The organism is Phenylobacterium sp. P4_E10 (genome assembly GCF_056401675.1).
The window spans coordinates 54,466-75,777 of record NZ_JBFUIW010000019.1 but is presented as its reverse complement, the minus strand read 5'-3'; the positions used below and the strand labels follow the sequence as shown (position 1 = coordinate 75,777).

At 69.7% G+C, this 21,312-nt stretch carries 24 protein-coding genes and 1 pseudogene; 13 read left to right on the top strand and 12 right to left on the bottom strand.

From position 1 onward, the window contains the following. Window positions 1-183: helicase HerA-like domain-containing protein (locus tag AC1DQJ_RS18650; protein WP_477606049.1), on the top strand; the 183-nt coding region annotated here is incomplete at its 5' end. Window positions 184-195: 12 nt separating this feature from the next. Here the strand turns inward: AC1DQJ_RS18650 and AC1DQJ_RS18645 are convergent. Continuing rightward, window positions 196-783 (bottom strand): TetR/AcrR family transcriptional regulator, encoded by a 588-nt coding sequence (locus AC1DQJ_RS18645; RefSeq protein ID WP_477606047.1) that lies wholly within the window; start codon window positions 781-783, stop codon window positions 196-198. A gap of 93 nt (window positions 784-876) precedes the next feature. Here AC1DQJ_RS18645 and AC1DQJ_RS18640 point away from each other — a divergent pair, with 93 nt between their 5' ends. Then, window positions 877-1,872, top strand: coding sequence for an NAD-dependent epimerase/dehydratase family protein (locus AC1DQJ_RS18640; protein WP_477606045.1), 996 nt, complete (start codon window positions 877-879; stop codon window positions 1,870-1,872). Between the two features lie 31 nt (window positions 1,873-1,903). Here AC1DQJ_RS18640 and dnaA read toward each other — a convergent pair whose 3' ends face one another. The 6 genes from dnaA to mutM all read right to left on the bottom strand — a co-directional run bounded on the left by dnaA (window position 1,904) and on the right by mutM (window position 7,280). After that, the gene (dnaA, locus tag AC1DQJ_RS18635) at window positions 1,904-3,364 is read right to left on the bottom strand and encodes a chromosomal replication initiator protein DnaA (RefSeq protein ID WP_477606043.1); all 1,461 of its coding nucleotides are present in this window, start codon (window positions 3,362-3,364) and stop codon (window positions 1,904-1,906) included. A 403-nt stretch (window positions 3,365-3,767) separates the two neighbouring features. Continuing rightward, window positions 3,768-4,037, bottom strand: a complete 270-nt coding sequence (rpsT, locus tag AC1DQJ_RS18630; RefSeq protein ID WP_056024274.1) for a 30S ribosomal protein S20 — start codon at window positions 4,035-4,037, stop codon at window positions 3,768-3,770. Window positions 4,038-4,143: 106 nt separating this feature from the next. After that, window positions 4,144-4,725, bottom strand: coding sequence for a DUF459 domain-containing protein (locus AC1DQJ_RS18625; RefSeq protein WP_477606041.1), 582 nt, complete (start codon window positions 4,723-4,725; stop codon window positions 4,144-4,146). Window positions 4,726-4,735: 10 nt separating this feature from the next. Then, window positions 4,736-5,512 carry an enoyl-CoA hydratase gene (locus AC1DQJ_RS18620; protein ID WP_477606039.1) on the bottom strand — a complete coding sequence of 259 codons (777 nt, stop codon included), beginning with the start codon at window positions 5,510-5,512 and terminating at the stop codon, window positions 4,736-4,738. 32 nt (window positions 5,513-5,544) lie between these two features. Beyond that, window positions 5,545-6,408, bottom strand: coding sequence for a TraB/GumN family protein (locus tag AC1DQJ_RS18615; protein WP_477606037.1), 864 nt, complete (start codon window positions 6,406-6,408; stop codon window positions 5,545-5,547). An 8-nt stretch (window positions 6,409-6,416) separates the two neighbouring features. Then, entirely contained in the window at window positions 6,417-7,280 is an 864-nt protein-coding gene (gene mutM / locus AC1DQJ_RS18610) for a bifunctional DNA-formamidopyrimidine glycosylase/DNA-(apurinic or apyrimidinic site) lyase (protein ID WP_477606035.1), read from the bottom strand. 87 nt (window positions 7,281-7,367) lie between these two features. Here mutM and AC1DQJ_RS18605 point away from each other — a divergent pair, with 87 nt between their 5' ends. From AC1DQJ_RS18605 to AC1DQJ_RS18585, 5 genes are all read left to right on the top strand, one after another. Next, window positions 7,368-8,126: a class I SAM-dependent methyltransferase gene (locus AC1DQJ_RS18605; RefSeq protein ID WP_477606033.1), complete on the top strand. Its 759-nt coding sequence runs from the start codon at window positions 7,368-7,370 to the stop codon at window positions 8,124-8,126. Between the two features lie 3 nt (window positions 8,127-8,129). Then, the gene (gene ubiB / locus AC1DQJ_RS18600; protein ID WP_477606031.1) at window positions 8,130-9,638 is read left to right on the top strand and encodes a 2-polyprenylphenol 6-hydroxylase; all 1,509 of its coding nucleotides are present in this window, start codon (window positions 8,130-8,132) and stop codon (window positions 9,636-9,638) included. A 124-nt stretch (window positions 9,639-9,762) separates the two neighbouring features. Further along, the gene (gene rlmN, locus AC1DQJ_RS18595) at window positions 9,763-10,929 is read left to right on the top strand and encodes a dual-specificity RNA methyltransferase RlmN (RefSeq protein ID WP_477606029.1); all 1,167 of its coding nucleotides are present in this window, start codon (window positions 9,763-9,765) and stop codon (window positions 10,927-10,929) included. A 57-nt stretch (window positions 10,930-10,986) separates the two neighbouring features. Further along, window positions 10,987-11,415: a DUF350 domain-containing protein gene (locus AC1DQJ_RS18590; RefSeq protein ID WP_477606027.1), complete on the top strand. Its 429-nt coding sequence runs from the start codon at window positions 10,987-10,989 to the stop codon at window positions 11,413-11,415. 11 nt (window positions 11,416-11,426) lie between these two features. Further along, entirely contained in the window at window positions 11,427-12,257 is an 831-nt protein-coding gene (locus AC1DQJ_RS18585; RefSeq protein WP_477606025.1) for a S1 family peptidase, read from the top strand. Window positions 12,258-12,305: 48 nt separating this feature from the next. On the opposite strand, the gene AC1DQJ_RS18580 is transcribed toward AC1DQJ_RS18585, so the two are convergent. The 3 genes from AC1DQJ_RS18580 to AC1DQJ_RS18570 are packed head-to-tail and all read right to left on the bottom strand — an operon-like array spanning window position 12,306 to window position 15,995. Further along, complete coding sequence (locus AC1DQJ_RS18580; RefSeq protein WP_477606023.1) at window positions 12,306-14,009, bottom strand: AmpG family muropeptide MFS transporter; 1,704 nt, start codon at window positions 14,007-14,009, stop codon at window positions 12,306-12,308. Between the two features lie 40 nt (window positions 14,010-14,049). Further along, entirely contained in the window at window positions 14,050-15,567 is a 1,518-nt protein-coding gene (locus AC1DQJ_RS18575) for a response regulator (RefSeq protein ID WP_477606022.1), read from the bottom strand. 47 nt (window positions 15,568-15,614) lie between these two features. Beyond that, window positions 15,615-15,995 carry a helix-turn-helix domain-containing protein gene (locus AC1DQJ_RS18570; protein WP_477606020.1) on the bottom strand — a complete coding sequence of 127 codons (381 nt, stop codon included), beginning with the start codon at window positions 15,993-15,995 and terminating at the stop codon, window positions 15,615-15,617. A 102-nt stretch (window positions 15,996-16,097) separates the two neighbouring features. Here AC1DQJ_RS18570 and AC1DQJ_RS18565 point away from each other — a divergent pair. From AC1DQJ_RS18565 to AC1DQJ_RS18550, 4 genes and pseudogenes are all read left to right on the top strand, one after another. Then, window positions 16,098-16,286, top strand: a pseudogene (locus AC1DQJ_RS18565) (response regulator transcription factor); the annotation flags it as partial. Between the two features lie 55 nt (window positions 16,287-16,341). Further along, entirely contained in the window at window positions 16,342-16,791 is a 450-nt protein-coding gene (locus tag AC1DQJ_RS18560) for a hypothetical protein (RefSeq protein WP_477606018.1), read from the top strand. Window positions 16,792-16,987: 196 nt separating this feature from the next. Beyond that, window positions 16,988-17,332: a hypothetical protein gene (locus AC1DQJ_RS18555; protein WP_477606016.1), complete on the top strand. Its 345-nt coding sequence runs from the start codon at window positions 16,988-16,990 to the stop codon at window positions 17,330-17,332. Between the two features lie 90 nt (window positions 17,333-17,422). After that, window positions 17,423-17,836, top strand: a complete 414-nt coding sequence (locus AC1DQJ_RS18550) for a hypothetical protein (RefSeq protein ID WP_477606014.1) — start codon at window positions 17,423-17,425, stop codon at window positions 17,834-17,836. Here the strand turns inward: AC1DQJ_RS18550 and AC1DQJ_RS18545 are convergent. Further along, the gene (locus AC1DQJ_RS18545; protein WP_477606012.1) at window positions 17,814-18,242 is read right to left on the bottom strand and encodes a universal stress protein; all 429 of its coding nucleotides are present in this window, start codon (window positions 18,240-18,242) and stop codon (window positions 17,814-17,816) included. The two genes, AC1DQJ_RS18550 and AC1DQJ_RS18545, sit on opposite strands and share 23 nt — an antisense overlap. 219 nt (window positions 18,243-18,461) lie before the next feature. Here AC1DQJ_RS18545 and AC1DQJ_RS18540 point away from each other — a divergent pair, with 219 nt between their 5' ends. Next, window positions 18,462-18,929: a hypothetical protein gene (locus AC1DQJ_RS18540; protein WP_477606010.1), complete on the top strand. Its 468-nt coding sequence runs from the start codon at window positions 18,462-18,464 to the stop codon at window positions 18,927-18,929. Window positions 18,930-19,010: 81 nt separating this feature from the next. Beyond that, entirely contained in the window at window positions 19,011-19,724 is a 714-nt protein-coding gene (locus AC1DQJ_RS18535) for a hypothetical protein (protein ID WP_477606008.1), read from the top strand. 52 nt (window positions 19,725-19,776) lie between these two features. Here AC1DQJ_RS18535 and AC1DQJ_RS18530 read toward each other — a convergent pair whose 3' ends face one another. Then, window positions 19,777-21,294, bottom strand: a complete 1,518-nt coding sequence (locus AC1DQJ_RS18530) for a YifB family Mg chelatase-like AAA ATPase (RefSeq protein WP_477606006.1) — start codon at window positions 21,292-21,294, stop codon at window positions 19,777-19,779. Window positions 21,295-21,312: the final 18 nt, after the last annotated feature.

Below are 21,312 nucleotides of genomic sequence, written 5' to 3'. Positions count from 1 at the left end.
CCCTGGGGCCAGCAGGCGCCGGAGCCGGCCCCGCGCCAGCGCGCCCCAGCCGCCCCGCGTGCGCGCGCCTCCAACCGCCAGTCGATGGGCGAGGCCTTCACCAAGTCGCTGCTGCGCCAGGCTGGCAGCACCATCGCCCGCGAACTGATGCGCGGCATCCTGGGCAGCATGAAGAGACGCTGACGGCGCTCCCCGTCAGCTCTTCGGCGGCTCGATCAGCTGGCGCAGCATCGGGGCGATCAGGGCCGCGAGGGCGTTGGGGTCGGCTTCGGTGAGGGCCGAAAGGCCGATCATCTGGCGCATGGCCTGGACGCCGGCGACCAGCGACAGCACCAGGGCGGCGCGCTCCGCCCTCAGCTCGCCCGACAGCGCCTGAGCCATCGCCTGTTGGTGGCGTTGTTCGATCTGGCCGCGGCTGATCTCGGCGGCCTGACGGCTGGAGGCCGAGCGGAACATGATCAGAAAGCCGTCGAGCGGCGCCGCGCCGGGCGCGGTGAGATCGACCAGGGCCTGGGCCATCGCCTGGGCCAGGTCGCCGGCGTCGAGGTTCTCGCGGCTGAGGATCACCGGGTCGGCCATGGTGTCGAGCACCACCTCGCCGAACAGCTGTTCCTTGGAGCCAAAGTAGCGGTTGATGAGCATGGCGGTGACGCCGGCCCCGCGGGCGATCTCGCGCACGCCTGCCCCATCATAGCCGTGCTCGGCGAAGGCGCGCCGCGCCGAGCGCAGGATCGCCTCGCGGGTGGCCGCGGCGTTGCGCGGCCGCGCGCTGGATTCCGTCACCGAGCCCTCACAATTCTACACGCGTAGACTTATCGTCACCGCCAATGTATACGTCTGTAGACTTAAGCCGGCAAGCGGCCGGAGGAGGACGTTATGGGCGAAACGGTTCTGGTGACCGGCGGCAGCGGCTTCGTCGGCGGCTGGTGCGTGAAGGAGCTGCTGGCCCGCGGTCATCATGTGCGGGCCACGCTGCGCAGCCTGGACAAGGAGCCGGCCCTGCGCCGCGCGGTCGGCGCGGAGGGCGAGCCGCGGCTGAGTGTGGCGATCGCCGACCTGACCGACGACGCCGGCTGGGGCCAGGCGATGGCCGGGGTCGACTATGTGCTGCACGTGGCTTCGCCGTTGGGCGGGAACGGGGCCAGTGACGAGGCGCTGATCGCTCCGGCGCGGGACGGGACCCTGCGCGTGCTGAAGGCGGCGTTGGAGGCGGGGGTAAAGCGCGTGGTGATGACCTCGGCGGCGGCGACCGCCCGGCCATCGAGGACCTCGGGCCTGCCCAGCGTCGAAACCATCTGGGCCGATCCGGCCGATCCGCAGTTCGACGGCTATCGGCGCTCGAAGATCCTCGCCGAGCGCGCCGCCTGGGAGTTCATGGAGGCCCGGGGCGCGGCCGATCGGCTGACCACCATCCTGCCCGGGGCGGTGTTCGGGCCGGTGCTTTCGCGCGAGAGCCTCGGTTCCGTCGGGATCATCCTCGGCTTGCTCAAGGGCCGGCCGGCGCGGGTTCCGCGGTTCGGCTTCTGGGTGGTCGACGTGCGAGATCTGGCCGACATCCACATCCGCGCCATGACCGCCCCGCGGGCGGCCGGTCAACGGTTCATCGCCGCCGGCGAGTTCATGTGGATGGGCGACCTCGCCCGCGCCCTGCGCGAGGGGCTCGGCGCGGCCGGGGCGCAGGTCCCGACCAAGACCATGCCGGACCTGGCGGTGAAGATCGCCGCGCTGTTCCAGCCGCAGCTGCGCTTCTTCGCCGGCGACGTCGGCAAGCGGCGCGAGACCAATACCGCCAAGGCGCGCGAGCTGCTGGGCTTCTCCCCGCGGCCGGGTGCAACGACGGTCGTCGATTGCGCGCGGAGCATCTCAGGGTGATCTTCCTCCCCCGCGAACGGGGGAGGAGCCCCTAGCCGCGCAGTTTGCGCAGCAGGACGTCGAGGTCGCGGGCGATCATCGGGTCTTCGGCCTTCAGGGACTCGATGCGGCGCACGGCGTGCAGCACGGTGGTGTGGTCGCGGCCCCCGAAGCGGCGGCCGATGTCCGGCAGCGAGCGGGTGGTGATCTGTTTGGCCAGCCACATCGCCACCTGGCGCGGACGGGCGACCACGCGGGCGCGGCGCTCGGAGATCAGGTCGGCCTGCTTGAGCTGATAGTGCTCGGCGACGGTCTTCTGGATCTGGTCGACGGTGACCCGGCGCTCGTTGCAGGCCAGGTTCGGCCGCAGGATGGCCTGGGCTTCGTCGAGGGTCAGGCGCGAGATCTCGCCGCCGACCCGGGCGACCAGGGTATTCAGCGCGCCTTCCAGCTCACGGACGCTGTCGGTGAAGCGGTCGGCCAGGAACTGCAGCACGTCGCTGCGGGCCGAGGGCATGAACTTGCCTTGGGCGGCCAGGGTCGCGAGCTTGCGCTCGAGAATGCCCAGGCGAAGGGTGCGGTCGGCCGGCTCGATGCCGCAGACCAGGCCGGCCTGCAGGTGGCTGCGCAGGCGCGCATCCATCTCCGACAGCTCCGAGGGGGAGCGGTCGGCGGTCATCACCACGCGGCGGCCGTCTTCGACCAGGGCCAGCAGGGTGTGGAACAGCTCTTCCTGGGTGGAGGACTTGCCGGCCACGAACTGCACGTCGTCGATCAGCAGCAGGTCGGCGTTACGCAGCTCATCCTTGAAGGCGGCGGTCTGGCGGTCCTGCACGGCCTTGACGAACGTCGAGGTGAAGCGCTCGGCGGTGATGTAGACCACCCGCTTGTCCGGGGCGGACTGCATGGCCTCCCAGGCCAGGGCGTTCAGCAGGTGGGTCTTCCCGAAGCCGTAGGGGCCGTGGAAAATCACCGGATTGAAGTGGCCGTCCGCCCAGGCCGCCACGCGGCGGGCTACGGCGAAGGCGAATTCGTTGGCGGGACCGGCGACAAAGGTCTCGAACGAGAAGCGGTCCTGCAGGCCCTGCTGGCGGCCGGCGCGGGCCGCGGCCGGAACCGGCGCAGCGGCGGCCGCGGTCGACAGCGGAACTTCGATCTCGATGACCTCGGCGGTCTCGGCCTTCAGGATCACCGGCGCGGCTGGCGGCTGAGCGCCGACCTCGGCCTCGAACTCCATGCGCGACTTCAGGTCCAGGTTGCGGCCCATCGGGTCGTTCATGGCCCACAGTTCGCCGATACGGCGCCAGGCGTGGCGGCGGATCCAATCCCGGGCCACGCCGGTGGCCGCCACCAGGCACAACTCGTCCCCACGCTCACGCAGGGAAGCCTGGCCCAGCCAAGAGCCAAAGGTGGCCTCGCCGAGTTCTCGCTTCAGCGCCGCGCAGGTCTTGGACCAAACGGCCCCCGCCTGCGTCTCGGCAATAGAACTCGCTACGCCCCCAGTGGCCATCATTCCAACCTCTTTTGTCGCCATCGCCCCAGCGCCCCCGCCAGACTTTTTGCCAAACAAACACAAAGTCTTACCCGGCGAGCGCATAGCCCCCGCCGCCGCCTCTATCATCCGCAATCAGATGGAAGGTCGTCTTGAGACTTGTCACCCTAGTCGGGGGCGTTAGGGGGTCAACGGTGATTCTTCGCAGCTCCAGCGGATATTTTCGTTGACTCAAATCCAGCCCTCGCAGTGCAAGGGAATCCGAATTTCAACGTTCCGTCGGCTGAGAAGGTTTGGCGCAGATGCGTCCAATTATGCCGCAGCGCAAAATAAAACGCCCGCGGGTCTCTCAACCCGCGGGTGCTTCAAAATCCGTATAATTAAAGGAGGTTAGTGGCCAAGCTCCAAGCTTGGCCTATCAACCTCAGGCCGCAGCCATCTTCTTCAGCTGGGCGGCCAGGCGCGAGACTTTGCGCGAGCCGGTGTTCTTGTGGACGACGCCCTTGGTGACGGCGCGCATCAGCTCCGACTGGGCCTCCACGAAGGCGGTCTTCGCAGCGCCGGCGTCGCCAGCGGCGACCGCCTCTTCGAACTTGCGCAGATAGGTGCGCACGCGCGAACGGCGGGCCTTATTGACTTCGGTACGGCGGGCGATCTTACGGACCGCCTTCTTGGCGCCGGGCGTGTTGGCCATGTGTCAGCTCTCAATACGGATCGCGCCCTAGCCGAAGCCGGGCGGGTAAATTGGAGGCGCGGATATACGGGAGAGAGCCTCCCGGGTCAATGCGCTGTGGACCGGTTTAATCGAGGAGGGTGAATGCGCGCCAGGCCGGATGGGCCGCGACCAGGTCGGCCATCCGCTGATAGCCGCCCGCGCCGGGGTGTGCGCCGTCCCAGGCGATGGCCTCGTCGCGCCAAAGGCCGTCGGCCATCAGCGGTTGGAAGACATCGATGAAGGGAACCTTCAGCCGGGCGGCCAGGATCTTCAACAACTCATTGAGCCCTTCCAGCCGGGCGCTGACCCCCGGGTCGGCCATCGGCGGCGGTCCGACCAGCAGCACGGGGCAATGCGCCGCGGCCCCGGTCAGCATCGCGTGGGCGTTCTTCAAACTCTCCGCCTGGGCCACGCGCGGGGCGCCGTCGACGACGTGGCTGTCATTGGCCCCGAACGAGAAGACGATCCGCATCGGTTCCTCGTCGGTGAAGCGCGGGGTCGCCTCGGCCCGCCAGCGCGCGGCGATGTCGGCGGAGGTCTCCCGGCGGACGCCGAGATTATAGAGGGTGACAGCGCGGCGGCCGGCCAGGGCGCGGCCGATCCAGCCCAGATGGTCCGGATCGCCGGCGCCGGCGACCAGGGAGTCCCCAAAGGCGATGAGCCGCAAGGTTGAGACCCTACGAGCCCTTGAAGTCCGGTTTGCGCTTCTCGATGAAGGCGGCCATGCCCTCCTTCTGGTCGTCGAAGGCGAACAGCGAATGGAATAGCCGACGCTCCACCGCCACGCCGGTCGACAGCGTGGTCTCGTAGGCGGTCTCGACCAGTTCCTTGTTCATCATCACGGCGAGCGGCGACTGGCCGGCGATCTTGGCGGCGGCGGTCATGGCCTCGCCGATCAGTTGGTCGGCCGGCACCACACGGCTGACCAGGCCCGAACGCTCGGCCTCGGCGGCGTCCATCATCCGGCCGGTCAGGATCATCTCCATGGCCTTCGACTTGCCGACGAAGCGGGTCAGGCGCTGGGTGCCGCCGATCCCCGGGGCGACGCCGAGGTTGATCTCCGGCTGGCCGAACTTGGCGCTCTCGGCGGCGATGATGAAGTCGCAGAGCATGGCCAGTTCACAGCCGCCGCCCAGGGCGTAGCCGGCCACCGCAGCGATGATCGGCTTGCGGAACTGCTCGATGCGCCGGGCGCTGGCCCCGAAGAAGTCCTGCTTGAACATCTCGGCGTAGCTCTTGCCCGACATCTCCTTGATGTCGGCGCCGGCGGCGAAGGCGCGGTCAGAGCCGGTCAGCACCACGCAGCGCACCGCCTCGTCGGCCTCGGCGGCGTCGAGGGCGAGGCTCAGTTCGCCCAGCAGCTGGCTGTTCAGCGCGTTCAGCGCCTCGGGCCGGTTGAGCCGGATCAGGGTCACGCCGTCGCGCGTCTCGACGATCAGGGTCTCGTAGCTCATGGCCCGCTCCTTATCGAATGCCCGAAGGCGGCTTAAGGCCCTTCGACCTCGTAGCCAAGGGCGCGAAGACGGGTGGGCAGGCCGTCCTGGCCGACCAGGTGCCCGACCCCGACCACCACGACGCTGCGGCCCGAGTCGGCCATTCGCGCCTTGATCGCCTTCAGCCAGCGCTCGTTGCGCTCGGTGACCAGCCGCGCATAGAGGCCGGGCGCGGCGGCTTTCAACGGTTCCAGCGAGTCCTGGTTGAGGCCCTTGAGGTCGGCGGTCATCCAATGGGCGACCAGCTGGTCGTAGGCGTCCGGGTCCTCCTGCAGCTCGCGCAGGGTCTGTTCGAGCGAGGCGATCTGCTCGGACCTTGGCGTGGCGTCGAAGATGCCGATCTGTTCCTCCGGGCTTTCGAAGGCCCGCCGCTGGGCGCGGGGCGGGGCGGAGGTCGAGATCTGTTTCTCGACGCCGGAGCTGGCGTCGGCGCCGGCCTTGCGGAACTGCGCGCCGGCCAGGACGATCTCGGCGAACCACGGCTCCAGCCGGTCGAGCACGGCGGGTGAAAGGGCGAGGTCCCTGGCCGCCGCCTCCAGGCGCCTTTGGCCATCGGGGGAGAGCTGCTTGGTCAGGGACTGACCCTCCGGCAGCATCCCGCGGGCCGCGGCCAGCTGGCCGATCTTTTCTTCGGACACCGGGTCGATCGGCAGTTCGAACCAGAGGTCGTCGGCCTTGGCCAGCGCCGCGTCCAGTTCCGCAGGCCGCCAGTTCAGGCCGGGCGGCAGCACGTGAACCGAGCCAAACAGCACGATCTCGGAATCGGCGTCGCGCACCACCCAGACCGGCGGTTTGGCCTGGGCCGGCGCCGCGCCGACGATCAGGGCGAGGCTCCCCGCAACAAGGCTTCGGATCATGCGGGAACTCACTTCTGGCAGGTCGGACAATAGAAGGTGGAGCGGCCGGCCTGGACCTCGCGGGCGATGGTCCCCTTGCAGCCGGGATTGAGGCAGGGCTCGCCCTCGCGATCGTAGGCGCGGAAGCGGTGCTGGAAGTAGCCGAGCGCCCCGTCGGCCGCGGCATAGTCCTTCAAGGTCGAGCCGCCGGCCTCGATCGCCTCCTCGAGCACCTCGCGGACGATGCCGACCAGAGGCGACAGCCGCGCGGCCTTGATCGCGCCGGCCGGCTTGAACGGCGAGATCTTCGCCCGGTTCAGCGCCTCGCAGACATAGATGTTGCCTAGCCCAGCCACGACCCGCTGGTCGAGCAGCAGGGTTTTTGGGCCCTGTTTGCGACCGGCGAAGGTCTCCACCAGACGCGGGGCGTCGAAGCCCTCGGACAGTGGTTCGGGGCCAAGGCCGGCGAACCACGGATGCCGCTCCAGGGCGGTGGTCTCGATCAAGTCCATGTAGCCGAAGCGCCGCGGGTCGTAATAGGTCACCCGGCCGCCGGCCTCGGTCTCAAACACCACATGGGCGTGCTTGGGGTCCGGGTCCGGCGCGTAGTGGAATTCCCCTGGTCGCTCGTAGCCCTCGGGTTGGGCGATCTCGAAGCGGCCGCTCATGCCAAGGTGCATGACCAGGGTCTCGCCGCGGTCCAGCTCCGCCATCAGGTACTTGGCGCGGCGGGTCAGGGTCTCGATCCGCGCGCCGGTCAGCCGCTGCACGAAGCCCTCGGGGAATGGAAAGCGCAGGTCCGCGCGGCGGGCCTCGACCCGCGTCAGGCGGGCGCCCTCGAGCACCGGCTGCAGGCCGCGCCGGACGGTTTCGACCTCGGGAAGTTCAGGCATGACCTTGAAGTGGCATTTCGCAGGCGCCTCCACAACCGGGCTTTAGCGTGCTGGCGCGGCTAGGCTTGGCGAGCTAAGACCCTGCCCATGACCGGACCTTCCGCCACTTTCGGCTTCCGCGATGTCGACCCCTCGGAGAAACCGCGCCTGGTGCGCGGCGTGTTCGACAGCGTGGCCAGCCGCTACGACCTGATGAACGACCTGATGAGCGCGGGCGTGCACCGGCTCTGGAAGGACGCCACCGCCGCGCGGCTCAACCCGCAGCCGGGCGAGACGATCATCGACTGCGCCGGCGGCACCGGCGACATGGCGCGCCGTTTCGCCAAGCTGGCCCGCAATGCGCAGGAGCGCCGCGGCGGTCCCGACGCCCAGATCATGATCATCGACTACAATGCCGAGATGATCGCCGCCGGTCGCGCCAAGGGCGGCGAGCCGGAGATCACCTGGAATGTCGGCGACGCCCAGCGGCTGCCGCTGCCGGACGCCTGCGCCGACGCCTATGTGATCTCGTTCGGCATCCGCAACGTCACCGACATCCCCGCCGCCCTGCGCGAGGCGCGCCGGGTGCTGAAGCCCGGCGGCCGCTTCCTGTGCCTGGAGTTCTCGCACCCGGCGACCGAGTTCCTGCGCAAGGCCTATGACGCCTATTCCTTCAAGGTGATCCCGCAGATCGGTCAGCTGGTGACCAAGGACCGCGACAGCTACCAGTACCTGGTCGAGAGCATCCGCCGCTTCCCGGACCAGAAGGCCTTCGTCTCGATGATCGAGGAGGCCGGGTTCGGCGCCGCCGGCTACACCAACTTCACCGGCGGCGTGGCAGCCCTGCACACCGGCCGGGCGCTCTAATCTATGGGAAGCGTTGCGGCGTTCGCTCGGCTGACGGCGGCGGCCTGGTCGCTGGCGCGCAACGACGCCCTGCTGCCGCGCGAGCTGGACGACATCTATCCGCCGGCCGCCCAGGCGCTGTCGCGCGGGCTTCGCATCTTCGCCGGCCGCCAGGCGCGTGAGGGACGGCCGGGCGAGCGCCTGGCCCGCTCGCTGGAACGGCTCGGCCCGGTGGCCATCAAGCTCGGCCAGCTGCTCTCGACCCGCGCCGATATCTTCGGCGCCGCGTTCGCCGACGACCTGTCGCGGCTGAAGGACAAGCTCGACCCGTTCCCGACCGATGTCGCCCGCCGCGAGGTGGAGCTGGCGCTGGGTCGTCCGATCGCCAGCCTGTTCGCCAGCTTCGGCGAGCCGGTCGCCGCCGCCTCCCTGGCCCAGGCGCACGAAGCGGTGCTGCTCGACGGGCGCAAGGTGGCGGTGAAGGTGCTGCGGCCGGGCATCGCCCACCGCGTCGCCCAGGACGCCGAGGTTCTGGCCCTGGCCGCCAGGCTGGTCGAAGGCGTCTCGGTCCCGGCCCGCCGGCTGGAGCCGCGGGCCCTGGCCACCACAGTCATCCGCGCTACCGAACTGGAGCTCGACCTGCGGCTGGAAGCGGCCGGCGGCGACGAGCTGGCCGAGGTGATGGCCAAGGACGGCTACATGACCGCCCCGAAGGTGGTCTGGGAGGGCGTCGGCAAGAAGGTGCTGACCCAGGAGTGGGCGCAGGGCGCGCCGCTCTCCGATCCCGCCGCCCTCGACCTGCCGGGCCTCGACCGTCCGGCCCTGGCCGACAAGCTGATCCGCGCCTTCCTGGCCCAGGCGCTCGACCACGGCGTCTTCCACGCCGACCTGCACGAGGGGAACCTGTTCGTCGCCGCGCCGGCGCAGATCACCGCCGTCGATTTCGGCATCGTCGGGCGCCTGGCCCCGGCCGAGCGGCGCTATCTGGCCGAGATCCTCTGGGGCTTCCTGGAGCGCGACTACGAGAAGATCGCCCAGACCCATTTCGAAGCCGGCTACGTGCCGCGCGTCCACTCAGTCAGCGCCTTCGCCCAGGCTCTGCGCGCGGTGGGCGAGCCGCTGTTCGGCCGCACCGCCAGCGGCGTCTCCATGGGCCGGGTGCTGACCCAGCTGTTCGAGATCACCGCCCTGTTCGACATGCGCCTGCAGCCGCAGCTGGTGTTGCTGCAGAAGACCATGATGACGGTGGAGGGCGTGGCCCGCCGCATCGATCCCGACCACGACATCTGGAAGGCCGCGGACCCGGTGGTGCGCCGCTGGATGCTGCGCGAATTGGGCCCGCCCGCACGGCTCAAGCGCTTCGTCGAGGAAGGGCTGGAGGCGCTGCGCGCCATCCATCGCCTGATCGAGAACCCGCCGCAACCGACGACCGCGGTGGTGAGCGTCGAGCCCTCCCACGCGCGCATGGCCGCGTTCGCCCTCGGGGCTGCGGTCGCCGGCGCAGCGTTTCTGCTGGCAGCCTGGTTGTTCTGACTCCGCTAGTTCCTCCGCTCGTGGGGGAGCAACTCGGGCCTGCGCATAGGCCGCAGGGGCGTTCATTTGGTGTAAGGGGCTCGGCGCCCTATATTCCGCGGTCTTCCAGACAGCGAGTTTCCCCTTGGGCGTCACCCTTGATCTCTCGCGCGGGTCCTCCGCGCCGGCCGTCGTCAACCTTTCGGGCCTCACCCGCAAGGCGCTGGCGCAGGCGTTGATCGACGCCGAGGTCGTGCGCCCGGACAAGGCCAAGATGCGCGCCAGCCAGCTGTGGCGCTGGATCCACCATTATGGCGCGACCGACTTCGCGGCCATGACCGACGTGGCCAAGGAGACCCGCGCGGCGCTGGCCGAGCACTTCACCCTCAGCCGCCCGGAAGTGGTCGAACGCCAGGTGTCGAAGGACGGCACCCGCAAGTGGCTGATCCGCATGGCGCCGGGCATCGAGGTCGAGACCGTCTACATTCCCGATGTCGGCCGCTCGGGGGCGCTGTGCGTCTCCAGCCAGGTCGGCTGCACGTTGAACTGCACCTTCTGCCACACCGGCACCCAGGCGCTGGTGCGCAACCTGACCGCGGCCGAGATCGTCGCCCAGGTGCAGGTGGCCCGCGACGACCTGGCCGAATGGCCGAGCCCGAAAGAGGACCGCCGGCTCTCCAACATCGTCTTCATGGGCATGGGGGAGCCGCTCTACAATCTCGACAACGTCGCCGACGCCATCGACATCATCGCCGACGGCGAGGGCATCGCCATCTCGCGCCGGCGGATCACCGTCTCCACCTCCGGCGTCGTGCCTGAGCTGAAGGCGCTGGGCGAACGCACCCAGGCGATGCTGGCGATCTCGCTGCACGCCACCAACGACGACCTGCGCGACGTGCTGGTGCCGCTGAACAAGAAGTACGACATCGCCACCCTGATGGAGGGCATCCGCGGCTATCCGGGCCTGTCCAACACCCGCCGCGTGACCTTCGAGTACGTGATGCTGAAGGATGTCAACGACAGCCCCGCCGAGGCCAAGGCCCTGGTCAAGCTGCTCAAGGGCATCCCGGCCAAGATCAACCTGATCCCGTTCAACCCCTGGCCGGGCACGAACTACGGCTGCTCGGACTGGAGCGCGATCGAGAGCTTCGCGGCGATCCTCAACCGCGCTGGCTACGCCTCGCCGATCCGCACGCCGCGCGGTCGCGACATCCTGGCCGCCTGCGGCCAGCTGAAGTCCGAGAGCGAGAAGGTGCGGGCCAGCGCCCGGCGCAAGCTGGAGACCGCTGCGTCAAGCGAGGCCATTGCCTGATCCTTAGCGGTCCGTGCTAACCATGCGGCTCTGTTTCTAGAAGCCAGCCGGGGTCCAATGCCCGCTCAACTGCAGTCGCCGGAAATCCAGGCCTTCGCCAACGGCTTCCCCATAGCGCTGATGCATATCGGCGTGACGGTGGCGATCCTGTTCGTCGGCGTCCTCGTCTACATCCTGCTGACGCCGCATCGCGAGATCACCCTGATCCGCGAGGGCAACTCCGCCGCCGCCCTGTCGCTGGGCGGGGTGATGGTCGGCCTCGCCATTCCACTGGCCGCGTCGCTGGCAGGATCGACCTCGGCGCTGGAGATCGGGATGTGGGGCGCGGCGTGCGTGGCCCTGCAACTGCTCGTGTTCCGACTGATGGACATGCTGCTGCGCGGCCTGCCCCAGCGCATCCAGGAGGGCGAGGTCGCGGCCGCGGCCCTGCTGGTCGGCGCCAAGCTGGCCACCGCCCTGATCATCGCCGCAGCGATGGCGGGCTGACCTAGAGTTCGATGCATTTTCCCCGCCTTCCAGATTGGCTTGTCTATCTGGCGGTGGTGTTGGCCCTCCTGATCGCCGCCGTCGGCCGTCAGGAGCGCGCTGACGCCCCGTCGCCGCCGCCGCCTGTGGCCGGCGGCGAAGGCTTGCCGCTGGGCCCGGCCTCACCGTTCGATCCGCAGGTGGTGGTCGACGTGCCGGGCAAGGCCGAGCCGGGCGTCGGCACGGCGTTCTCGGTTTCTGATAGCGGGGTGTGGATCACCGCCCGCCACGTCGTAGACGGCTGCACGCAGACCGCCATCGTTGTGGCCGAGGGCCGCGGGGTGGAAGCCCAGGTGCGGATCGATCCGCGCGGCGAGGCCGCCATCCTGCTTACCGAAGGCGGCGCGCCGCCGCTGCCGCTCGGCCTCGATCAGACCCTGCGCCGCGGCGACCGGGCCTTCCACCCGGGCTTCCCGCAGGGCAATCCGGGCGAGGCGACGTCGCGCCTGCTGGGCCGCGAGAACCTCGAGGTGCGCGGCCGCGGCGCGCGTACGGAATCGGTGCTGGTCTGGGCCGAAACCGGCCGCACCGACGGCTTGGAAGGCACCCTGGCCGGGCTCTCGGGCTCGCCGGTTCTCGACCGCGCGGGCCGGGTGATCGGGGTGACGGTGGCGGAGTCGCCGCGCCGCGGCCGCATCTACACCGCCGCGCCCGAGACCCTGCTGGCCGCCCTGACCGCCACCCACCAGCGGGCGGCGAATTTCGCGGTCGGCGAGCCGATCACCACCGACAACTACGGCCGCGTCGCCGACACCCTGCGCCGCGACCTGCGGGTGGCTCAGGTGATCTGTCTGAGAACGTAGGGCTAGGCCGCGCCGATCCACCGCTCCCGGTAGAGATGAACTCTTAGATCAGACCTCTTTCGGCTGCGGGTTCAGCCGGGCCACGGCGAAGGCCAGGGCGATGCCGATCAGGCCGAGCAGGGCCGAATAGATGAAGAAGGTCACGTAGCCGGCGCCCAGGGCGGACGGAGTGACGCCCGACTTCTCCATGGCGCTGGCGAAGGTCTCCGGCGGCAGGCCGTAGAACAGCGGGTTGAAGATAGCGAACGCGCCGCCGGCGTCGGCCGAGGCCGCGGCGCCCTCGACGATACGGCCCGACTGCGAGGCCACCAGCTTGCCCAGCAGCGCGTAGAGCGACGAGAACAGCGCGTACTGGGTGGCCGTGAAGCCCGCGCCGGTCAGGCTGGACATGTAGGCGATCAGGCAGGTGCCGGAGAAGCCCGAGGCGACGTTGTCGACGCCGATCGCCACCGACAGCGCCCAGAGCTGCGGCCCCTGCGTCGCCAGCCAGGCGAACACCAGGTTGGAGATCGGCCCGGCGAAGGCGCCGACCACCAGCGAGCGGATCAGGCCGAAGCGGGCGATGCTGAACCCGCCGAGGCCGACGCCCAGCACCGACATCACCGCGCCCAGGACCTTGCGGACCTCGGCGATCTGGAGCTTGGAGAAGCCCATGTCGAGATAGAACGGGTTCATGATGTTGAGCACGAAATCCGACAGCCGGTAGACGCAGATCAGCGCCAGGATCAGCGCGGCCGCCTTGCCGTAACGGTCGAAGAAGTTGGCCAGCGGCGCGCCGAGCGCCACGCTCAGATAGCGGCCGGGCCGGGTCTGCAGGCCCGGGGCCGGACGGGCGGCGAAGAAGATCACCAGCGCCCCGACCACGACGCCGGTCAGTTGGGCGAACACGCCCCAGGGCTTGGCCTCCCAGACCGCAGTGACGGCCTCGCCGCTCAAGCCGACGCGGTCGAAGGCCGCGGCCAGGATGGCGGCGTTGCCGGCCAGGCCCGAGCCCAGCACCAGCGCGCCGAGCGCGAACAGGACCAGCCGGATCACCCATTCGAGGCGGTCGCGGGCCGGGGCGGCGGGGATGTCCCCGGTGTCGATCTTGCGGACCTCGTGCTGCGCCTCGCGGGGCGCGCCGAGCACGCCCAGCACCCCGACCAGCATCAGCAGCGCCATGATGGCGTAGGAGGTGTTCCAGCCGGCGAACTCCGACAGCGCCAGCGGCAGCACCCCGGCCACGATCATGGCGATGCGGTAGCCCCACTGGTAGGAAGCGGCCATCGCCCCCTGCTTCTCGGTCACCGCCGCCTCGATCCGCCAGGCGTCGATGACGATGTCCTGGGTGGCCGAGACGAAGCCGACGAACACCGCGAACAGCGCCATCAGGCCTAGGCTGACGGCGGGATCGGTGCCGGCGATCAGCCAAAGGCCGAGCATGATCAGCACCTGGCAGAGCAGCATCCAGGACCGGCGGTGGCCAAGCCACTTGGTGATCACCGGGACCTTGGCGCGGTCGACCAGCGGGGCCCACAGGAACTTCAGCGAATAGGCGAGGGTGGCCAGGCCGAAGAAGGCGATCACCTCCAACGATAGGCCCGCGTCCCGCAGCCAGGCCGACAGGGTGTCGAAGATCAGCAGGTTGGGCAGGCCGGACGCGAAGCCCAGCGACAGCATGACCAGCGAGCGGCGCTCGAGATAGACAGCCAGCGCCTGCAGGGCGCCGGGCTTGCTCTGGCCCTGCGGCCGCGCCGGGCTGTCAGTGGTCATGTTTCGGCGTCCCCCGTGAGCGTTGGGGCCGCCCCCAGCGTCAGCCGACCTTGGCGCGGTCCGCCCGCGCAGTCCAGCCGCCGCGACCGGTCCAGCGGCCGAGCGCCGCACGCAGCGCGTCCGGGGTCAGCGGCTTGACCAGGAAGTCGTCCATGCCCGCGGCCAGGCAGGCGTGGCGGTCTTCTTCGAAGGCGTTGGCGGTCAGGGCGACCACCGGGGTGGTGACGCCCATGTTGCGGGTCCGGCGGGTGGCCTCCAGGCCCGAGAGGCCCGGCATCCGCATGTCCATCAGGATCAGGTCGTATTCGCCCACCGCCAGCGCGGCCAGGGCCTCTTCGCCGCCGCCGGCCTGGTCGACGCGGCAGCCTTCGCGGGTCAGCAGGGTGCGGGCCAGCAGGGCGTTGATCGGATTGTCCTCGACCAGCAGAACCCGCGCGCCCGGCGCGGCGGCCGGCGCGATGCGGTCGTCGACCGCGCCGGCGCTGGCGCTGGCGCGGTGGTCCTCCGGACGGCGGGCGGCCAGCACCCGCTCGGCCAGCGAGGCGCGGCGCAGGGGCTTGATGAGGTAGCCGGCGAACCCGGCGCTGCGCAGGTCGTCGATGTGGTGGCGCTCGTCCGGGGTCAGCAGCACCAGCATGGCGCGCTTGGGCGGCGCGCGGTCGGGCGCCAGGGCGCGGTCGATCAGGATGACGTCGCTGTCGCGGGCCCCGGCCAAGACGCCGGCCAGGTCACGGGCGACCAGCGCCTTGCCGCCGCCGGCCTCGATCTGGCGGCGCGCGGCCTCGGTGACCACGCCACTGGCGCTGGCCACGGCGATCGTGCGGCGGGCCAGCGGCCGCTCGGCCCGCACCGGGCGGCGCTCGAAGTGCGCCTCGAACCAGAAGGCCGCCCCGCCGAGGCTGGCGGTCTCGACCCCGACATCGCCGTCCATAGCGTCGGCCAGCTTGCGGGCGATGGCCAGGCCAAGCCCTGCGCCGCCCAGTTGCACGTCGCGCAGAGGGTCGGCCTGTTCGAAGGCCTTGAAGATGGTCTCGCGGTCGGCGGCGCTGACCCCGGGCCCGGAATCCTCGACCGTGAAGCGCAGGCTGCCACGGGTGGTTTCGGCGACGCTGACCAGCACGCCGCCGGTAGTGGTGAACTTCACGGCGTTCCCGGCGAAGTTCAGCAGGATCTGGCGCAGGCGGCCTTCGTCGGCGACCATCTGGCCGATGCCGGCCGGCGCGGCCCAGGCGATCTCCAGCCCCTTTTCCTGGGCGCGCGGCGACAGCAGCTCGCAGACCGAGCGCAGCAGGCTCTCGACCTCGAAGGTGGTGGGGTGCAGTTCGATCTTGTCGGCGCCCAGCCGTGCGAAGTCGAGCACGTCGTTGACCAGGCCCAGCAGGTGCTCGCCGGACTCCCGCAGCGCCGCCACATAGGCGCGCTGTTCCTGGGTCAGGCTGGTGCCCTCCAGCAGCCGGGCCATGCCCAGCACCCCGTTCAGGGGCGTGCGGAATTCATGGCTCAGCGAAGCGAGCTGCTCGGCGCTGACGCGCGGATCTTGAGACGGGTCGTGGTTCATCGCCCGCAACCCTAAGGGCCGCGGCTTAACGGGCGGTCAAACCGCGTTCAGTGTGCGGCCATTTCCTGGGCCAGGGTCAGCAGCGCCGCGCGGGCCGAGGTTTGCGGTATCGCGGCGTAGGCCTCCAGCAGCTCCACCGCGCCGGTCAGGGCCAGCGCCTTGACGATCTCGTCGGTGGAATCGGCCAGGCCGCCCTCTTCGCCCACCAACCAGCCGACCGAGATGTCGAGCGCCTGGGCGATGGCGACCAGCATCGATCCAGACACGCGGTTGGCGCCGCGCTCGTACTTCTGGATCTGCTGGAACGAGACACCGACCCGCTCGGACAGCACTCCCTGGCTGATCCCAAGCGACTTGCGTCGCAGGCGCATGCGCGCGCCGATTGCGATATCGACCGGATCTGGTCCGATGGCGTCGTCGAGGGGCATTCTGTCCTCCCCACCAAGTGTGCGATAATCTTCGGGCGTTAAGCCTGTCATCACCATAACAAGTAGACGGCCGGTAACGCGAGTCGCTAACGTATTCGTCTTATGCGCGCACAGATCGAGACCGCCGCAGATGCAGTTGAGCTTCTGACTCCTCGGGAGCGCGACTGTCTGCGTCTGGTCGATCGGCACCTCAGCTCCAAGCAGATCGCTCGCGAGCTGGGCATGTCGAAGGCCTCGGTCGACACCTATTGCGACCGCGCCCGCCGCAAGCTCGGCGTGCCCGACCGCTACGCCGCCGCCCGCGCCCTCGCCGACCATGAAACCGCTGTCCCGATCGGATCGGGACATGACGCGATCAGGACAGACGCCGCCAACGTCCTATGGGCTGATGAAGCCCTGCAAGGAGACGAGGCGGATGGGCGACTGGATGAGAGAGCTGGCGGACGTCAGGGGCGAGGTGGTGGACCTGTTCCCGAGCCGCGAGACGGCGGATCGTCGGGCGGCGGTTGGCCAGGCGCTGCGGATGCGCAACGAGGCGGCGGCGTTCGAGCGTCGCTGGCCGACGCCCCCAGCCCACGAGGATATGGTTCCGAGCTTTACGTGGAGCCAGCTGGAACGCCAGCTCGCGGACTTGGCCGATTCCCCGCTGAAGGCGACCATGGCCCAAGACCTGATTTCGGCTTTGCGGAAGATGTCTCAGTTCAAGCCGCCGGAAATGGTTTTGCGGGAAATCCTCTGCACCAGTTGGGCGCTGTTGGACGAGGGCTTCCAGCCGGAGTCGCCGGACGCCCGCTAGGACCGGCAGCGCGACTGGGCCTGGTGGGCCTGATCGCCATCGTTTCGGCGCTGGCTTTCGGGGCTCTGCTGGCCGGCCTGCACGCGCTTCAGAGCTTAATTTAATCCTAATTCCAAACGGGGCTTTAGCCCTGTTCCCCGAAAACTGAACACGCACAAGAAGGCGCGGGCGCTCGGCCGCGCGCCAGGAGACCACCATGCTCAAGCAACGTCGTATGATCGCCGATCAAGTCGCGGCGAGTTTGTTCGAAGCCGAAGCCGCCATCGACGCCGCCCTGGCGAAGACGGCCGGCCTGGCGGGAGTGATGCCCGGCCTTCGCGCCGACGCCGGTCTGTCGGCCCTGGTGGGGCAGGAGGCGGTCGAACGGGCGAGCGAAGCCATCGCCCTGCTCGCCCAGGCGCGCCGGGCGATCTGCGAGACCCACAAGGAACTCGACATCGCCAAGACCCAGATCGGGCTCGGCGCGGTGATGTACGGGACGCTCGACAAGCCGGTGGAAGCGTCAGCCGGCCGCCGTCCGCTGCGCATGGTGGCGTCGTAGTCGCCACCTTCCAAAGTTGCATCTCGCGGGATTAACCGCAGTATCTGGGCCTTCAGTTCGACTGGGGCCCCTTTTGCTTTGAACAGCGCGGTGCTGCAACAGATCTGGCTCGCTGCGCTGCTCGGCGTCTCGGCCTACGCCCTTTGGCGCGGCGGTCGGGACGAGCGGATCGTCGCCGTGGCCAACGTGGTCGCCTGGTGCGCCAGCATGCTCGTGCAGAACCGCCACAACTGGGTCGACCCGCAATGGGGCGTCTTCGCGGTCGATGCGGCGTTCCTGGGGGTGCTGCTCTGGCTCGTCGTGCGCAGCGATCGCATCTGGATCCTGCCGGCCGCGGCCTTCCAATTGCTCGCGGTCATCACCCATGCCGGTATCTTGGCCGACAAGGGCGTGCGCGCCCTCGCCTATCTCGTGGCGCTCAGCGTCTGGAGCTATCTGGTGCTGATCTCGCTGGCGGTCGGAACCCACCTGCGCTGGCGGCTCACCGCGCGACCAGCACGCTGATCTCGGATTCGCGCACGATCCGCTCGCCGTTGGAGCCCAGCAGCCGCGAAGCGGTGTTCGGTTGGTGCGCGCCGATGATGATCAGGTCGGCCTCCGCGGCCCGCGCCTCGGCCAACACCTCGCCGGCCACCCGGCCCACGCGGACCCGCAGGGTCACGGGCCGGTCGGCGTCGCTGATCGTCTCGGCCCACTTCTGGAGTTCGGCCTCATGGTAGGCCTGTTCGTCCGCATCGAAGGTGTTGGGCAAGTGGACGTTGTAGCGGGACGAGCGCGGCGTGCGCACGTTCAGCAGGGTGATCCGCGCACCTGACGCCCTGGCTATATCCCGCGCCCGCTTCAGTTCCCGCTCGGTGTTGGTGGGGTCCTCGATATCGACCGTGACGAGGATGTGGCTGTAGCCGGGCATGAGCCGCCCCTTGTTGCTCCGGGGGTAAGACGCGCAAGGCGCCGCTTCGGTTGCAGGCGCCTTGGCCGCGCATGCGCCCGGACACCAAATATCGCGCGCAGGTTGCGGATCTGTGCGTGCGAGGTCTCGCAGTTCGACCCCTAGGTGACAGACCCGAGGGGACCGACCATCCCCATGAGCGTACTATGCTGAGTGTTGGGGAGCGACATGGAGAGTGCAGTGGCCCCGACTGACGAACAACCCTCATTCGCTCCGGAATCGGCAGCTGCGGCAGGCCGGAAAAAGACTGCCGCCGGGGCTGCGGAGGCCAAGCTCCTGTCAATCAGTATCGACACCGACACCGGTCAGGTGGTCGGCATCGAAAGCATGGACGCCGCTGGCGGCCGTCGAGAGATTTCCGACGACGAGCGTGTCCGCCTGTCCGAGCTGAAGCCCGAAGCGACGCTGCGGGACATCGTCGAGCAGGCGTTTGAGGCCGGCGTCAATTGCGTGCTGGGCCAGCGGGCCCGGGACGAGGAAGCTGAGGAGTCCGATGAGGACGCCGAGCTGTCCCGGATGCTGCTGCGTTCGATGATCGCTGAAAGCGCCGCCAAGCGGCTGATGCAATTCGAAATCCTAAGTCCCGCCATAGCGGGGACACTGATCGAACGCGCCGCTCGCGAGTCCGAGGCCGGCGCGGCCCACTGAAAGTCGGGGACTAAACTGCAGCGTCATACGGTCAGCGAGCCCATGGCGCTGCGCAAAAGAAAGTAACGAGGAGCGCCACAGATGACGTTTGACCCAACTTTCAACGGTCAAGGTAGAGATTCCGACGACATCGCCCGCCTGCTGGCCGGCGGCAAGATCCGCGGCCGCAAGCGCATGCGCCGCCTTCTGATTGCGCGCCTCCTCAGCGATCGAGGCGGCGCGGAAGCGGACGACGAGGACGAAGGCATTGATGACGAAGAAGGCGGCGGCGACGACGAACGACTTGTTCGCGTGCTGGTCGGCGGGGTCGCGCGCAAGCGGCGCCTACGTCGGCTGGTGCTAGCCCAGATCATCCGTCAGCGCGGAGAAGAAGACGACGAAGGCGAAGGCATCGACGATGAAGAGGAAGGCGACGGCGAGGATCATCGTCTCGCGCGCATCCTGCTCGGGAGCGCGGCGCGCAAGCGGCGCCTCCGCCGCCTGGTGCTCGCCCACCTGATCCGCGAACGCAGAGCGGGCGAGGAAGGCGAAGGCATCGACGACGACGAGGACGAGGACGAAGGCGAAGGCGAAGGGATCTCGCGCGGGGGCTTGCTCGCCAGCGCGGTGCGTCGCCGGCGTCTCCGTCGCCTGGTGCTCGCCCACCTGATCCGTGAGCGCGGTGATGAGGACGAGGGCGAAGGCGTCGAAGATGACGACGACGATCGTCAACTGGTGCGCTTCCTGGTTGGCCGCAAGGCCATCCGGCGCCGCCGCTTCCGGCGCGCGGCCGGTGCTCGGGAACTGAGGGCCTAGGCCCTCGGCGGCCGCGGCTGGAGGGGTTCGGCCCCTCCAGTCGCGCCTTGCCTTAGGCCATCGCGCTGGCCTGGCCGGCGCGGCGATAAACCAACGCCTCGGCCACGTGCACGCGCCGCACCGGGCCCGACCCTTCCAGGTCGGCGATGGTGCGGGCCAGGCGCAGCGTGCGGCTCCAGCCGCGGGCGGTCAGGCCGCCGGCCTCGGCTGCGCGGGCCAGCAGGGCGCGGGCCTCGGCCTCCAGGCCCGCGATCCTTTCCAGGAAGTCGCCCTCGGCGCGGGCGTTGAGCGGGGCACCATCGTCTCCGGCTCGTTCGGCCGCCAGGGCGCGGGCCGCGGCGACCCGCGTGGCGACCTCCGCCGTGCCCTCGGCCGGGGCTGGCAGGGCGAGGTCCGCGGCGCTGACCGGCGGCACGTCGATCTGCAGGTCGATGCGATCCATGAACGGACCCGAGACCTTCATCTGGTAGTCGGTCTGGCAGCGCGGCGCGCGCCCGCAGGCGCCGCGTCCGGCTCCGCCCAGCCCGCACTTGCAGGGGTTCTGCGCCGCCACCAGCTGGAACCTGGCCGGATAGCGCACGTGGGCGTTGGCGCGGGCCACCACCACCTCCCCGGTCTCCAGGGGCTGACGCAGCGAATCCAAGGCCTGGGCCGAGAACTCCGGTAGTTCGTCGAGGAACAGCACGCCGTTGTGGGCCAACGACACCTCGCCCGGCTTCACCCGCAGACCGCCGCCGGTCAGCGCCGCCATGCTGGCCGAATGGTGCGGAGTGCGGAACGGCCGGGTGCGGGTCAGTTCGCCCTTGGCGATCAGGCCGGCCACGGAATGGACCATCGAGGTCTCGAGCAACTCGGTCGGCGACAGCGGCGGCAACAGGCCGGGCAGTCGCGCCGCCATCATCGACTTGCCCGAGCCGGGCGGGCCGCTGAACAAGATGTTGTGGCCGCCGGCCGCGGCGATCTCCAGCGCCCGCTTGGCGTGCTCCTGGCCCTTGACGTCCTTGAGATCAGGAGCCCGCTCGCCCTCGATCATCGCCCCCGGCTTGGGCGGCGACAGGATCTGGGTTCCGCGGAAATGGTTGACCACGGCGATCAGCGAGGGCGCCGCCAGGATACGGGTGTCGCCGGCCCATGCGGCCTCGGCGCCGCAGCTTTCCGGACAGATCAGGCCCAGCCCCATCGCCCCGGCGGCGACCGCCGCGGGCAGGGCGCCGGCCGCCTGCACGATGCGGCCGTCCAGCGACAGCTCGCCCATCGCCGCCCACTCGGTCAGGGCCTCGGGCGGCAGCACCCCCATGGAAGCCATTACCGCCAGAGCGATCGGCAGGTCGTAGTGGCTGCCTTCCTTGGGCAGATCGGCGGGAGCCAGGTTGGCGATGATCCGGCGGCTCGGCATGGCCAGGCCCAGCCCGGCGAAGGCGGCCCGGACCCGCTCGCGGCTCTCGGCCACGGCCTTGTCGCCCAGGCCGACGAGCATGAACTTCACCTCGCCGGTGGTGAGCTGCACCTCCACGTCGACGCGGCGGGCTTCGACGCCCTGGAACGCTACGGTGACGACGCGGGACGCCATCCCAACCCCTAGAATTGG